The organism is Sulfitobacter sp. BSw21498, assembly GCF_006064855.1.
Lineage (GTDB): Bacteria > Pseudomonadota > Alphaproteobacteria > Rhodobacterales > Rhodobacteraceae > Sulfitobacter.
In genome coordinates, this window is record NZ_CP040753.1 from 1,615,606 (window position 1) to 1,629,927 (window position 14,322).

Genomic DNA, 14,322 nt, shown 5'->3' on the forward strand with positions numbered 1-14,322 from the left:
GCGTGCCGGTTTTTTTATTTTGGAAACGCCTGCGGTCGTTGCCGCCTGCGTGTGCCACCCGCGCCCCCTTGGACAGAGGGCGCGGTGCAGTCGTTAGACGATGACGTTGATATCGTTGTCGATCAATAACGTGGCTTCGTCACCCAAGGTGTAGATGTCGTAGGTCTGGTTGCCACGTACTTCGGACCCCCCACGCTGCGCGCCCGTGATCGTCACTGTGTCGTCGTTGTGCCCGTCGATGATCAGCTCGTTTGTGTTGCTAGACAGGTTGACCAATGCGGTTTCGGTAATGGTCAGTTGCGCCTCTTCGGCGAACTGCAGATCAACGGTTTCGATGTTGTAGTTGCCCAGGTTCGGGTTGGTCAGGTTAAGCTGCGTATTTGCCGCCTCGTCATCCAGCGCCAGATATGTGCCCGAGAAGTTTCCCGCCGCATCCGTTGCCGTCACGATCAGGTCGGACCCGTCCGGTACATTGCTGTTGAACTGAAAGTTCCGCTCGCCGATGGGGTCGATGTCAAAGCTGGTCGATTCCACTTCGGAGATAGAGCGGTCTGCATGTACTTGATGCACGTCCAGTGTATCGGGGCTGATCTCGGTCGAGATACCTCGGATGCCGTCGCCGTCACGGGTATAGGACGCGATGACGGGGCCTTCGGGGGCATAGGTGTCAATCGCCAGTGTGTCGGTGATTGATGCGATGTTGCCGACACGGTCCGTCGCCGTGACCGAGATATTGGCATCATATGTGCCTTCGCGGATTTCGGAGGGCGGGATCGTCACCGACCAGTTGCCCGCACCATCTACGAAAGCGGTGTAGTTGGTGCCGTCAAAGTTGACCACAACGCTTGAGCCGGCTTCAACCTGACCGTTCAAATCAATGCCGGCTTGCGCTTCGCGGGAGCTGACCACACCGTCATTCCCGCCTGCTTGCGCCATCTCGAGCGGGTCAACGACCGTGTCGATCAGCACGCCGTGGCTTGCCGTGGCGGTATTGCCTGCTGCATCGGTTGCCTTGACAGATACGGTGGTGTTGATCGTGCCTTGGGACACCTGACCCGGCGCAAAGGTCACGGACCAGTTGCCATTGGCATCCACGGCCCCGTTCACCGACGCGCCGCCAAGCGACACAACGATGGACGACCCGATTTCAGAGGTACCAGTGACCAGCACGCCGCCGTTCGCCAGACGCTCTGCCCCGCTGATGATGTCATCCCCTTCGACCGTGTTCAGCGACAGGTTGTCGACGCGGGTATCTACGCGCACGCTGTCAGAGGCGCTGCGGCTGTTGCCGGCGGCGTCGGTCGTGGTCGCGCTGATGTCGGCGGTATAGACGCCTTGGGCAACTTCGCCGGCGGCGTAATATGCTGTCCACTGGCCGCTGCCATTCGCCACAACCGTATGTGTCACACCGGCCAGCGTGACCTGTACGACCGCGCCCGCATCTGCGGTACCGGAAATGGCCACACCGTCGCTTGCTTCGGCGGCGTTAACCACATCATCGCCTTCAACCGGCAGCGGGCTGATGGTCAGCGATCCGGCTTCGGTATCAACAGTGACTGTTTGCGACACACTATCCACGTTGCCCGCCGCGTCTGTTGCGGTGGCGGTCATTGTGCTGGTGTATGTGCCTGAAGAAAAATCGCTGGGTGCAAAGCTGACGGTCCATGTGCCATCTGCCGCAACCGTTGCCGCGCGCGAGATCTGGCCAAGCTGGACCATAACAGACGAGCCGGGCTCGACCGTGCCAGTCATGACGATGCCCTGCGCTGCCTCTGTCGCGTTAATCACGCCGTCGTTGCCACCGGTCTGACCGGTGAAGGCCAGATTATTTACCAGTGTGTCGATCTCGACTTGGCTGGTTGCGGTCGCGGTGTTGCCCGCCGTATCCGTCGCCACAGCCGTGACGGTCGCTGTTGTCTCTCCGGTTGGAATGTCAGAGGCCGTGAAATCCGCGGACCAGTTGCCGTTTGCATCAACCAACGCATCGCGTGTCGCGCCGCCAAAGCTGACCTGAACGGTCGATCCCGGCTGCGATGTGCCGGTCAGCGTCACGCCGTCGCCGCGCTCTGCCGCGTTGATCACGCCGTCGACTTCGACCGCATCCGCCGCAATCGTGACCTCGGAGACGGTATCCACCACCAGCTGCTCGGTCGAAGTAGAGCTATTCCCGAAAGCATCGGTCGTTACGATGGTAACATCGCTGATGTATTCACCTGCGGGCAAAGTGCCTGCCTGCCATGTCGCGGACCATGCGCCATTGTCGCCCACGGTCGCGTTGCGGGTGATGCCACCGATGGTCAGCTGCACGGTCGAGCCGGGTTCGCCGGTGCCGTTCAGCGTGACGCCGCCCGCAAAGGAAGCCGCGTTAAAACTGTCGCCCACGGATTGCGTGCCGGATGTGACAGCGACCGTCGGCGCAACAGTATCCACCACCAGCGTTTCAGTGCTGGTCGAGGTGTTGCCATATTGATCGGATGTCGAAATCAGCACGTCGGATTCGTATTCGCCGCCCTGCAATGTGCCGGTTTCAAAGGTGACGGACCATGTACCGTCTTCGGCCACGGTGGTGCTGCGCGTGATGCCGGCGATTGTCACATCGACAGATGCGCCCGCCTCGCCGTTGCCGGCCAAAGTAACGCCATCAGCGAAAGCTTCACCGTTAAAGAAGTCGCCGACGCTTTGCGTACCTTGGGACAACGTGACCGTGGGCGCAGTGGTGTCGATAATGAACGTCGGACCGTCTAGCACTGCCTCGGTTCCGTCGGTTGTGACAACCACCTCGGCCTCATGATCACCGTCTTCGGGGAAGTTGTCGCCCTCGAACACCGCTTCGAATGTGCCGTCTTCGCCAATGATCGTTGTGACGTCCTTGTCGCCGATCGTGACGACAACGTCAGAGCCCGGCTCGCCGCCGCCCGTGACAATAATCTGTTCAACCGCATCGTCACCGCCCACGGTGCCGGTGGTTTCAGCATCGTTCACAAAGGGTGCCGCCGCAGAGGAACCACCACCGCCGCCGCCGCCACCGCCGCCGATGACCGCCGCGCCACCCACAACCGCCGCACCGGCTGCTGCTGCTGCACCACCGCCGCCGACAACGCCTCCCAACAAGGGGGCTGCGAGCATGGATACTTCGTCATCGCCCGGCTCTACGCCGCCCGGCACTGATGCCACATCGCTGCGACCCAGATAGATCAGATCATCAGAAGGGCTCCATTTGCCCCACTGCTCTGTCGGGCCGTACTGGGCATACAGACCGCCACCCTCGCCCTCGACAAAGGCGACTTCGTTCAGATAGCCATCCGCCGAAATAAACAGACGGTTCGCGGCACCGGTGTCGTTAAAGTAATTCTCAATGGTGATGACCGACCCGTCATTGAGCGTGAGCACAAGATTGTCGCCCGAGCGCTGATGCGACTGGAAATCGGTCTGACGCAGGTTCAGCGATATTTCCTGACCTGATGTAGCCTGAATGACGTGGAAGTTTGCGTTTTCGGCAACCGTGCCACGTTGCAATGCGCCCGCTTGATCGCGAACGACGAAATCTATCGTCTTCATAATATCTGCTCCACCTCGGTACGCATTCTACGCGCGACACCTGAGAAAATTTTATGACCGCCAACGCGTTGATCGCATCGTGCAGCCGCCTGAATATTTTTCGTCTTTAAAACGTCGCTATTATTGAGGCAGAAGATAGCCGCCTAGACACATAAAAGCCAAGTTTAAACTGACGCGCCACATTCTTGCCTTATTTCAACGGTGCATCGCGGCCACAGTTTCTATCAGAGCGGGAAGCTGTTAACTAAGGTTAACGTGCTGCATTATTAACCATTTCAATTTATTCAGGAAAAGCTCCTGAGCGCAGGCCCCTTATCCCTACCTAAACGGTTGACAAAAATAGGTTCCCTCGCAACCTTCGGGACATGAACACCCCCCCAAACACCCCGCTGCCGCTGATCGAAGACCCGGATTTGGGTATCACTCTCTCGGACGGATGCCGGCTCTCTGCACGGATCTGGCGCCCTGAAAATTCAAATGCCACGCCGGTTCCCGTTATCCTTGAATACCTGCCCTACCGCAAACGCGACGGAACGACGGCCCGTGATGCGCTAACGCACCCGTGGTTTGCCGAACGTGGCTATGCCTGTGTGCGGGTCGACATGCGCGGGAACGGCGACAGCTACGGCGTGATGGAAGACGAATACACCCCGCAAGAACAGGCCGACTGCCTAGAGGTGATAAACTGGCTAGCCGCGCAGCCGTGGTGCAGTGGCACCGTCGGCATGATGGGTATTAGCTGGGGCGGCTTTAACGGCCTACAGGTCGCGGCCCATGCGCCAGACGCGCTGAAAGCGGTGATCACGCTGTGCTCCACCGTCGACCGGTTTGCCGATGACATCCATTACAAGGGCGGGTGCCTGTTGAACGAGAACCTCGGCTGGGGGGCGACGATGTGGGCCTATTCAAGCCGTGCGCCCGACCCTGCCTTGCGCCCCGACTGGCGCGAGATGTGGCTGGAACGACTGGAGGCAGAGCCGTTCCTGCCTGCGCTTTGGCTGCGCCATCAGTCGCGCGACGCCTATTGGAAGCAAGGATCGGTGATCGAGGACTACAGCGCGATCAAAGCCAAGGTGCTGGCGGTCGGCGGTTGGGGCGATTCCTACAAAAACGCTGTGCCCCAGTTGGTCGAAGCCCTGCCCGATGCCAAAGGGATCGTCGGCCCTTGGGTGCATAAATACCCGCATTTCGCCATCCCCGAACCGCGCATCGGCTTTCTGCAAGAAGCCCTTCGCTGGTGGGATCGTTGGCTCAAGGACATCGACACCGGCGTTGAAGACGACCCCGATTATCGCGCCTATCTGATGGACGGCATGCGCCCCGCGACATGGACACACGAGCGCCCTGGCCGCTGGATCACCGAAGCCACGGGCGCGACCTCGCACCTTCCGGTTGAAACGCTGCACCTGACCAACGACGGGCTGCATGACACACCGGCCCCACTGGACCAAAGCGTCGCCTCCCCCGCCCATTGCGGTGCGGATAGCGGCGAATACTGCGCGATCTGGCTTGGGCCCGAGATGCCCGGCGACCAGCGGCAAGACGATGCGCTGTCGATCTGCTTTGACAGCGGGCCGCTGGATCAACAGATGGATATCGTTGGCGCACCCCGCCTGCATTTGCGCCTGGCTTGCGACAAACCGCAGGGGCAGATCGCCGTGCGGCTGAACCATATCCATCCCGACGGCGCGTCGGCGCGGATTACTTACGGCGTGCTGAACCTCAGCCATCGCGACAGCGCCGAACACCCGCAGGCAATGACACCGGGTGCCGCCACAGATATCACACTTGATCTGGACCACATCGCCTACCGTATTCCCAAAGGGCACCGGCTGCGGGTGTCGATTTCGACCGCATACTGGCCCCTGCTTTGGCCCGCGCCAGAGGCCGCCGAGGTGACGCTGTCGTCGGGCCATATCGACCTGCCGCAGCGCCCTACCAATGGCGGCGACGAATACAGCTTTGCCCCGCCCACCTCTGCCGCCCCGTGGGAGACAGAGACACTGCGCCCTGAAAACCACATCCGCCGACAAGAGATCGACCGCGTCACCGGCAATATTTCACTGATCATCGAGGATGATTTCGGCAAGCTACGTGATGCCGATCACGGGCTGATCGCTGGGTCCCTTGCACGCGAAACATGGACCATCCATCCCGACGATCCGCTCTCGGCCGAAGGCAGCTGTCACTGGACCGAAGAGCTGGAACGTGACGGTATCCTTCTGCGTACGGAAACCCGGTCGCAGATGTGGTCGGACGCCACTCACTTTCACCTGTCTGCCCGACTAGAGGCGTACGAAAACGACAAATTGATACATGAACGCGACGTGACGGAAGACATTAAGCGACACTTTATATAACAAACTCGTCAAATGGCCGCTGGTATTACTGCTTGCGACACGGGCTGAAATGCTTAACGTTGTGCCATCAGTCAATAAAAAGCCTGCGCTAAAATGCGCGGATATATCACCTAAAACAGGGAGTTTTCATCATGGATGATCAACTGAAACATATGACCGGCCAAGTGGCCAAGGGCACGATGACACGACGTGAATTCGTTGGTCGCGCCGCTGCTTTGGGCGTGACAGCCGCCGTCGCCAATTCGATGTTGGCGAACAATGCCCAGGCGGCTGCCCACGAGGCTCCGATTCGTGGCGGCACGCTCAAGATCGGGTCGTCGGGCGGTGAATCCACCAACACGCTCGATCCGGCGCTGACCGCTTCCGAGGTTCCGCTGAACAACCTGCGCCACCTTTACGAAAGCCTCGTCGAGGTCGATCCGAACGGCAAAATCGAAAACCGCATGGCCGAAAGCTATGAGGCCTCTGCCGATGCGAAGACCTGGGCGTTCAAGATCCGCAAGGGTATCCAGTTCCACAACGGCAAGGACATGACCCCCGAAGACGTGCTGAAAACCATGCAGCGCCACTCGAACGAAGACAGCCAGTCCGGTGCCTTGGGCATCATGCGCGGCATCGAGAACATGAAGGTCGACGGCGACAACTTTATCGTTGAACTGGGCGTCGGTAACGCTGACCTTCCCTATCTGCTGGCCGACTACCACCTGATGATCCAGCCCGATGGCGGCATGGACAACCCCGGCGCGGGCATCGGCACCGGCCCTTATACACTTGAGGTCGACGAACCCGGCGTGCGCCACGGCTTTACCCGCAACGAAAACTACTGGGATGCCGAAAACCGCGGCCATACCGACTATAACGAAGTGTTGGTGCTCAACGATGCGACCGCCCGTACTGCGGCATTGCAATCGGGTCAGGTCAATATGATCAACCGCGTCGACCCCAAGGTTGCCGCCCTGCTGGACCGTGCCCCTAACCTGTCGGTGAAATCCGTCGCCGGTCGTGGTCACTATGTGTTCATCGCGCACATCGACACTGCCCCATTTGACAACAACGACCTGCGTCTGGCGCTGAAATATGCGATCAACCGCGAAGAACTGGTCGACAAGATCCTGCGCGGCTATGGCACCGTCGGGAACGACATGCCGATCAACGCGTCCTACCCGCTGTTCGACGACACCATCCCGCAGCGTGAATACTCCGTCGAGAAGGCGAAAGAGCATTACGCAGCCTCTGGTCATGACGGCAGCCCGATCATCCTGCGCGTTTCAGACGGTGCCTTCCCCGGTGCGGTCGATGCGGCATCCCTGTTCCAGGAATCCGCCAAAGCCGCCGGTATCCCGCTGGAAATCAAGCGCGAGCCTAACGATGGGTACTGGTCCGAAGTCTGGAACAAACAGCCGTTCTGTGCCTCTTACTGGGGTGGCCGTCCGGTACAGGACCAGATGTATTCGACCGCCTATCTGTCGACAGCAGACTGGAACGACACACGCTGGAAGCGTCCCGAATTTGACGAGATGTTGCTGTCGGCACGCGCCGAGTTGGATGAAGCCAAACGCAAGGAAATCTACTCCAAGATGGGTCAGATGGTCCGCGACGAAGGCGGGTTGATCCTGCCGATGTTCAACGACTTTGTGGATGGCGTTGCCAACAATGTCGGTGGCTGGGTCGTGGATCCCAACGCCGAGATGTCCAACAACAAAGCCGGAATCAAATGCTGGGTCAAAGACGCATAAGGTAGACCCAGCTTATGCATCCCATCGTCAAACTGATCGCCCAACGCTTAGCGTTGGGCCTTCTTCTCCTCTTTGCCGCGTCGATCCTTATCTTCGTAGGTACCTCGATTTTGCCCGGCGACGTGGCACAATCCATATTAGGTCAATCGGCCACGCCCGAAGCCTTAGCAAACATGCGCCGCGAGCTTGGCCTCAACGATCCTGCCATGACCCGCTATTTCGCTTGGCTTGGCGGCGTGCTTCAGGGGGACTTGGGCACCGCGCTGACCAATGGCCGCGACATCGCCGAAAGCCTTGGCGGGCGTCTGAAAAACACTTTGTTCCTCGCCTTCTGGGCCGCTGCCATCTCTGTACCACTGGCGATCTTTCTGGGCCTGCTGGCCGTGCGCTATAAAGACCGCTGGCCGGACAAATTGATTTCGGCGATCACGCTAACGACGATCTCTATCCCCGAATTCATGATCGGCTATGTGCTGATTTACTGGGTGGCGATCAAATGGCGTCTGTTCCCGTCTGTGGCGATCATCAACGACAGCATGTCCCTTGGGGCCAAGCTGAACGCGATTGCCATTCCGGTGATGGTGCTGACGCTGGTTGTGCTGGCGCATATGATGCGCATGACGCGGGCTGCGATCCTGAACGTGATGCAATCGCCCTATATCGAAACAGCCGAGCTCAAGGGCTTGGGCATGCTCAAGATCATCCGCAAGCACGCCTTCCCCAACGCCATCGCCCCGATCGTCAACGTGGTGATGCTGAACCTCGCCTATCTGGTGGTCGGCGTCGTCGTGGTAGAGGTCGTCTTTGCCTATCCCGGCATGGGGCAATATCTGGTGGATCACGTCAGCAAACGTGATGTGCCCGTGGTACAGGCCTGCGGCTTGATCTTTGCCGCGGTCTATATCGGGCTCAACCTTGTGGCGGACATCGTGTCGATCCTTGCCAACCCAAGGCTGAGGCATCCCAAATGAGTTTATCCCAGAACAAACGCGCCATGCGCAACCGAACGTTTGTACAAAGCAAATGCGTAGGGAACCGCCCATTTGCCGCATCACCGCCAATCGTTGCCCCCTTCATCTGTTTGGGAGCCAACCCATGAAAAATATCCCAATCTCGGCCATGATCGGCCTGTTCTTTACCAGCATCTATTTCTTCATGGCCCTCTTTGCGCCTTGGCTTGCCCCCTATGGCATGGCTGAAATCGTCGGTGACGTATGGGAGCCCTCCTCCTCGGAGTTCCTGTTGGGCACGGATAGCATCGGGCGCGACCTGCTGTCGCGGATGATCTATGGCGGGCGCACGACGATCTTTATCGCCACTGCGGCGACGATCCTCAGCTTTACGCTGGGGTCCATTCTGGGCTTTTTTGCCGCTGTGTCCGGTGGCTGGGTGGATCAGGCTATCTCGCGGTTTGTCGATCTGATCATGTCGATCCCGTCGCTGATCTTTGCGCTTGTCGTATTGTCGGTCATGCCGACCACGGTGCCGATCCTGATCATCCTGATGGGCCTGCTGGACAGCACCCGCGTGTACCGTCTGGCGCGCGCTGTGGCCGTGGACATCACCGTGATGGACTATGTCGAAGCCGCCCGTCTGCGCGGCGAGAAAATCGGCTGGATCATCTTCCGTGAAACCCTGCCGAATGCCCTATCGCCGCTGATCGCGGAGATGGGCCTGCGCTTTATCTTTGCCGTGCTCTTTGTGTCGACCCTGTCGTTTCTGGGACTGGGCGTGCAGCCGCCCCAAGCGGACTGGGGCGGCATCGTGAAAGAGAACAAGGAAGGCATTAACTATGGCATTCAGGCGGCGCTGTATCCTGCCTATGCCATCGCCACGCTCTGTATCTCTATCAACCTTGTTGCGGACTGGATCCTCACCCGCACAACATCGCTGAAAGGGGGCCGCGGATGACCGAGCCACTTCTCAAAGTACGCGGCCTGAAAATCGGCGCGACGGCCTATCCGCCCGGCGAAAAGCCGATTGATATCAAGATCGTGCATGGCGTCGACTTCGATCTGCAACCTGGCAAGGTCCTGGGGCTGATCGGGGAATCCGGTGCGGGCAAGTCCACCATCGGGCTGGCCGCGATGGCCTATGGCCGCGGCGGTGTCGAAATCACCGGCGGCGAGGTCTGGGTCAACGGGCGCGATATCCTCAAGGAACGTTTGCGCGCCGTGCGGCGCCTGCGCGGTGCCGAGGTGACATATGTCTCGCAATCCGCCGCGGCGTCTTTCAACCCCGCGAAAAAAATCATGGATCAAGTCACCGAGGCCGCGATCTATCAGAACAAGTTCACCAAGGCCGAAGCCGAGGAACGCGCGGTCGATCTGTTCCGCAAGCTTGGCCTGCCCGACCCTGAAACCATCGGAAACCGGTATCCTCACCAGGTGTCGGGTGGGCAGTTGCAGCGTTGCATGACGGCGCTGGCGCTGTGTCCGCAGCCCGATCTGGTGGTGTTTGATGAACCGACCACAGCGCTGGATGTGACGACGCAGATTGACGTCCTGGCCGCCATCAAGGAAGCCATTGCGGCGACCGGTGTGGCAGCGCTTTATATCACCCACGACCTCGCGGTTGTGGCGCAGGTCAGCGATCACATCATGGTCCTGCAACAGGGCGCAATGGTCGAATACGGCACTGTTGATCAGATCATCAACGCCCCCAAGGAAGAGTATACGCAGGCGCTGGTTTCAGTCCGGTCGATCCGTCACGAAGAGAAAACACCGACCGACACCCCTGTCCTGCGCGTGGAAAACGTGACCGCGCGCTATCCCGGTACGGATTTCGACGTGCTCAAGAAGATCAATGTGGACGTCCACTCGGGCCAGACACTGGCGGTGGTCGGGGAATCCGGCTCGGGTAAGTCGACATTGGCCCGCGTCATTACCGGCCTGCTGCCGCCAGGCGACGGGACGATCACCTTTGACGGACGCGAACTTGCCCCCGCGTTGGCCCAACGCCCCATCGAAGACCTGCGCGAGATGCAGATGATATACCAGATGGCCGACACCGCGATGAACCCGCGTCAGACCGTGGGCACCATCATCGGCCGCCCGCTTGAGTTTTATTTCGGGCTGAAAGGCAAAGCCAAACAGAAGCGTATTCAGGAACTGCTGGACGAGATCGAACTCGGCGACGGGTTTCAGGACCGCTATCCGGCAGAGCTTTCGGGCGGGCAAAAACAACGTGTCTGCATCGCCCGTGCGCTGGCCGCCAAGCCCAAGCTGATCATCTGCGACGAGGTCACAAGCGCGCTTGACCCGCTGGTCGCTGACGGCATCCTCAAGCTGCTGCTGAACCTGCAAAAGATCGAGGATGTGGCCTATCTGTTCATCACCCATGATCTAGCCACGGTAAAGGCCATCGCTGACAGCATCGCGGTGATGTATCAGGGCGAAGTCGTGCGCTATGGCACCAAAAGTCATGTGCTGTCGCCGCCATTTGACGATTATACCGACCTGTTGCTCAGCTCGGTCCCCGAAATGAAGATCGGCTGGCTGGAAGAAACCATCGCACATCGCAAAATGGAAAGCGCTGGCAATTAAAGCTGTGGATAGTGCAGAGGTTCGTATCGGACAAATGCCATATCTGCCGCCTGCCAATGGGAAGCCCACATGAAGAACAAGTTGCTTTTGATCATCCTTGATGGTGTCCCCTACCGCAATTTCCGCCGTCTGTTCGGCAATCTGGAAGGTTGGGTCGACAGCGGCGACGCGCGCGTGTGGACCCAGCGTGCAGTGCTGCCGTCGATCTCTGCCGCGTGCTATGCGTCGATACACACGGGCGTGGCACCGGCAGAGCATGGCTGCACGGGCAATGGCAATGTCTTCCGGCTCAAGCACAAGGACGTCTTTGCCCAGACCCGCGCCGCGGGCGGCGTGACGGGTGCTGTCGCCCATTCCTTTTGGTCACAATTTTTCAACCGCCATCCGTTCGACTATGTGCGTGATATTGAATATGACGAACCCGACAGCGATACGATCAACCACGGGCGGTTCCACACGATGACCGGCTATGGGCTGGTGAACCAGATGACGCCCTCGGATGTAGACCTGTTCGGCTCTCTCACCAATCTGGCGCTGCGGTTCGGTCTGAACTACGGGATGCTGCACACCTGCACGCTGGATAGCATGGGGCACCGGTTCTTTCACGATTGTCAGGAAATGGACCACGCCTGCGCCGTGATGGACGAGATGCTGGCCCCTTTCATCCCCAAATGGCGTGCGATGGGGTACGAAGTCATCGTTACAGCCGATCATGGTCAGGACACGCGCGGCCACCACGGCGGGCGCGGCGCATTGCAGCAGGAAACGGCGCTGTATTACTTTGGTGATGCCGAGGGCCCATCAGAGGATACCGTGATCGACCAGCTGCAGCTTGCGCCGACGATCCTTGGCCGTTTGGGCGCGCCTATCGCCGAAACGATGAAGGCGCAGTCTTTCCTGAAATAGCCCTCGCGCTTTAGCAGTCGTCGCCGGATCGAAGAACGCGGTAGCCGTTCAAGCAAACACCCTGCCGTATGACACGCGCGCCCTCCCCCTAAAACGCGACATGGGACGCTTCCGAAAGGAACGTCCCATGTGCTGCCCCGTCGGGGTAAGGTAGGTGAAAAGCAGCGCACATCCGATGATAGACGATGCGCTGCTAGCCGATGGTCAACGACCTTGCATTAGATCACGCGGCCTCCCAACCGAAGGTAAAGGCGTTCAGCAATGCGCCCACATCGGCCTCGCTTGCGCCGTTCATAGCGATTTGCGCGACCAGCCCGCGTTTTTTATCGTCGGTGACAGAGGCAACCCGCGCAGGCAGGCCCGCGGCCTCGAGCGTTTCACCATAGACGCGGGTGATGGCGTTTTTGCGCAGGTCAGGCTTGAAGATTTTGCCAACGGCGGTTTTGGGCAGTTCGCTCATGATCGTCATGTGCTTGGGCTGCGCCGCGCGCTCTTGCACGTGCTCTTTGCAGAACTCCAGCAGTTCGGCTTCGGTGACCGACGCCCCGGCAACCAGTTCGACAAAGGCGCAGGGCACCTCTCCGGCGTGGGCATCCGGTTGACCGATGGCACCAGCAAAGGCCACCGCTTCGTGACCCAGCAAAGCCTCTTCGATCTCGGCGGGGTCGATGTTGTGGCCACCACGGATGATCAGGTCTTTGGCACGGCCCGTGATCCAGAGGTATTTGTCGCTGTCGATACGGCCCAGATCCCCTGTGCGCAGGTATTTGTCCTGATAGTAGAGGTCTATGTTTTTGTCCGCTTCGGTATAAGTATTGCCCGCAAAGACACCGGGGTTCGAGATGCAGATTTCACCGATCTCGTCCACGTCAGCCTCGACAAGCCCTTCGCCGGTGCTTTTGACGATCTTCACATCCGTATAGGGGAAGGTGATGCCGATACTGCCCACTTTACGCAGGCCATCCGTCGGGTTCGACGACACAAGGCAGGTCGCTTCGGTCAGGCCGTAGCCTTCGATCAGCGTGATGCCTGTAGCCTTTTCGAAGCGGCGGAACAATTCCAGCGGCAACGGGGCCGAGCCCGAAAAGGCGGTTTTTACCGTAGAGATGTCCGCATTGATCGGCCGCTGCATCTTGGCCGAGATCGCCGTGGGTACGGTGATGATAAAGGTGATTTTCCAGCGTTCGACCAGCTTCCAGAAGTTATCGAAGACGCCTTCGCCGCGATAGCCTTGGGGCGTCGGGAACACGACATGGGCACCGGATTTCACCGCCGCCATCAAGATCACGTGGCAGGCGAAGACGTGGAACAACGGCAGCGGACACATGATGTTGTCGTTTTCCGTATAAAGCAGGGTGTGCCCCAGCCAGCCATTATAGACCATGCCCGAATACTTATGCTGCGCCACTTTTGGCATGCCCGTCGTCCCACCGGTGTGGAAGTAGAACGCGACGCGATCCTCTTGCGGATCATCAAAGGTCAGCTCGGCGGGTTGTTTGGCGATTTCCGCGTTAAAGTTTTTGTAGGTCGCCCGATTGGTCACCGTCATTTTCGGGCGGATCAGCGGCACGATCCACGACTTTGGTGCGGTCAGATAGCGGCATAGGTCCACTTCGAGCACGGTCGTGACATTCGGGGCCAGTTTGACCGCCTCGGCGGTTTTGTCAGCCACGTCCGTCTTGGGGAAAGGCCGCAGGGTCACAACGACCTTGGCATTGGTTTCGCGCAGGATCGACGCAATCTGTTCCGCTTCTAGCAGCGGATTAATCGGGTTCGCGATCCCTGCAACGGCACCGCCCAAAAGCGTGATGACCGTTTCATTACAGTTTGGCAGAACATACGCGACAACATCTGTCGGGCCGACACCCAGCGACCGGAACAGGTTGGCAGCACGCCCCACCTGCCCGCGCAACTGCGACCAGCTAAGCGTTTCTGCGTGATCTTTTGGACCCGAGAACAGTTGATAGCTGATGGCATCGTGGCTGGGAAACTTTCCCGCGGTGTCGCTGAGCATACCCCATAGGGTTTTAGGCACATCGCGGTCAGCCCACGGCATCTCTGCTTCGATTGCATTACGGTCTTCTATACCGGCAAATGACATTATTTTCCTCCCTTAGTGGTGCGGTTTGCCCGCATCCCGTTATTCCCTGTCGTCAAAGATGATTGCTAAATTCAGCTTTCGCAAGCATTTGCAGGCCCCCAAACGCTGTGTTCACG

Annotated in this window: 8 protein-coding genes; 6 read left to right on the plus strand and 2 right to left on the minus strand. The window is 59.2% G+C overall.

Annotated elements, in window-relative coordinates; genetic code table 11:
- Positions 1–93: 93 nt before the first annotated feature.
- Positions 94–3,558 (minus strand): Ig-like domain-containing protein, encoded by a 3,465-nt coding sequence (locus tag E5180_RS07935; RefSeq protein ID WP_138923903.1) that lies wholly within the window; start codon positions 3,556–3,558, stop codon positions 94–96.
- A 365-nt stretch (positions 3,559–3,923) separates the two neighbouring features.
- On the opposite strand from E5180_RS07935, the gene E5180_RS07940 reads away from it, so the two are divergent.
- The 6 genes from E5180_RS07940 to E5180_RS07965 all read left to right on the plus strand — a co-directional run bounded on the left by E5180_RS07940 (position 3,924) and on the right by E5180_RS07965 (position 12,105).
- Complete coding sequence (locus E5180_RS07940) at positions 3,924–5,918, plus strand: CocE/NonD family hydrolase (protein ID WP_138923904.1); 1,995 nt, start codon at positions 3,924–3,926, stop codon at positions 5,916–5,918.
- Between the two features lie 131 nt (positions 5,919–6,049).
- Entirely contained in the window at positions 6,050–7,654 is a 1,605-nt protein-coding gene (locus E5180_RS07945) for an ABC transporter substrate-binding protein (protein WP_138923905.1), read from the plus strand.
- Between the two features lie 14 nt (positions 7,655–7,668).
- Positions 7,669–8,625: an ABC transporter permease gene (locus tag E5180_RS07950; protein WP_093733795.1), complete on the plus strand. Its 957-nt coding sequence runs from the start codon at positions 7,669–7,671 to the stop codon at positions 8,623–8,625.
- A 124-nt stretch (positions 8,626–8,749) separates the two neighbouring features.
- Positions 8,750–9,565 (plus strand): ABC transporter permease, encoded by an 816-nt coding sequence (locus E5180_RS07955; RefSeq protein ID WP_138923906.1) that lies wholly within the window; start codon positions 8,750–8,752, stop codon positions 9,563–9,565.
- Positions 9,562–11,199 carry an ABC transporter ATP-binding protein gene (locus E5180_RS07960; RefSeq protein ID WP_138923907.1) on the plus strand — a complete coding sequence of 546 codons (1,638 nt, stop codon included), beginning with the start codon at positions 9,562–9,564 and terminating at the stop codon, positions 11,197–11,199. Before E5180_RS07955 ends, E5180_RS07960 begins: the two co-directional genes overlap by 4 nt.
- A gap of 69 nt (positions 11,200–11,268) precedes the next feature.
- Positions 11,269–12,105: an alkaline phosphatase family protein gene (locus E5180_RS07965; RefSeq protein ID WP_138923908.1), complete on the plus strand. Its 837-nt coding sequence runs from the start codon at positions 11,269–11,271 to the stop codon at positions 12,103–12,105.
- A gap of 223 nt (positions 12,106–12,328) precedes the next feature.
- Here the strand turns inward: E5180_RS07965 and E5180_RS07975 are convergent, their stop codons facing one another.
- On the minus strand, positions 12,329–14,206 hold the full coding sequence (locus tag E5180_RS07975; RefSeq protein WP_138923909.1) for an acyl-CoA synthetase: 1,878 nt from the start codon (positions 14,204–14,206) through the stop codon (positions 12,329–12,331).
- Positions 14,207–14,322 lie beyond the last annotated feature (116 nt).